Origin of the sequence: Aeromicrobium stalagmiti (genome assembly GCF_013283745.1) — a bacterium.
GTDB lineage: Bacteria > Actinomycetota > Actinomycetes > Propionibacteriales > Nocardioidaceae > Aeromicrobium > Aeromicrobium stalagmiti.
The window spans coordinates 1-1,140 of sequence record NZ_JABSTZ010000017.1 but is presented as its reverse complement, the minus strand read 5'-3'; the positions used below and the strand labels follow the sequence as shown (position 1 = coordinate 1,140).

Below are 1,140 nucleotides of genomic sequence, written 5' to 3'. Positions count from 1 at the left end.
TATCGGCCGCTAAGCCCAATACTGTTCAGATAGTATTTTTAAAGCCATAATCCTCATCCATCGAAGCTTCAATGGATGAGGGTGATGGCCAGAACACGCAAGACGCTGCCGTCGAGAGTTGACGTTGCGCATTTGATCAGCGCCGGGGTGCTGGCCAGCGTGTGTCCACGGACGTTGATCGAAGAAGTGTTGGCCGAGACCGGCAAGGCCAGCCAGCGGGAGCGGCTGCTGCCCGCGCCGGCAGTGGTGTATTACGTGATGGCGCTGGCGCTGTGGCGCGAAGCGCCGCTGGAGGAAGTGCTGCGCGTGGTGTGCGAAGGCCTGCAATGGCTCGGCGGCGGCCACACTGAGGCGGTGCAGGCCAGCAAGTCCGCGATCTCGCAGGCGCGCAGCCGGCTGGGCCCCGAGGTCATGCGCCAATTGGCCGATCGGGTGCTGCGCCCGCTGGCCGCGCCGGGGGCGCCAGGGGCGTGGTACCGGGGATTGCGCGTGATGGCCCTGGACGGCAGCTGCATGGACGTGGCCGACGAGGCGGCCAACGCCAAGTTCTTCGGCTACCCGGGCGCCTCGCGCGGCCAAAGCGCCTTCCCGCAGGCGCGCGTTCTGGGCCTGGTGGAATGCGGCACGCACGCGGTGGTGGCAGCCGGCATCGCACCCTACGGCCACAGCGAGCAGGTCATGGCCGCCCAGTTGCTGCCCGCCAAGCTCACGCCCGAGATGCTGGTGCTGGCCGACCGCAACTTCTACGGCTTCAAGCTCTGGCAGACCGCCTGCGCTACGGGCGCCAAGCTGGCCTGGCGGGTCAAATCCAACCTCAAGCTGCCGGTAGAGCAGATGTTGCCCGATGGCTCGTACCTGAGCCGCGTGTTCGACAGCGACGACCGCGCGCGGCGCGCAGGGCAAACGGTGCGTGTGATCGACTACGCGCTCGAGGGCTCGGCCACGCCGGCGCAGGGCAGCTACCGGCTGCTGACCAACCTCCTGGACCCCGATGCGGCGCCGGCCCTGGAGCTGGCCGCGCTGTACCACGAGCGCTGGGAGATCGAGGGGGTGTTCGATGAGTTCAAGACGCATTTGCGCGCCAACAGCACGGTGCTGCGCAGCAAGACGCCCGAGCTGGTGCAGCAGGAGCTGTGGGGG

At 67.6% G+C, this 1,140-nt stretch carries 1 protein-coding gene; it reads left to right on the top strand.

All coding sequences use genetic code 11. The annotated features are described in order from the left end of the window. Positions 1-75 precede the first annotated feature (75 nt). A partial coding sequence (locus HQK15_RS18230) for an IS4-like element ISBvi1 family transposase (protein ID WP_173492927.1) occupies positions 76-1,140 on the top strand: 1,065 nt, incomplete at its 3' end.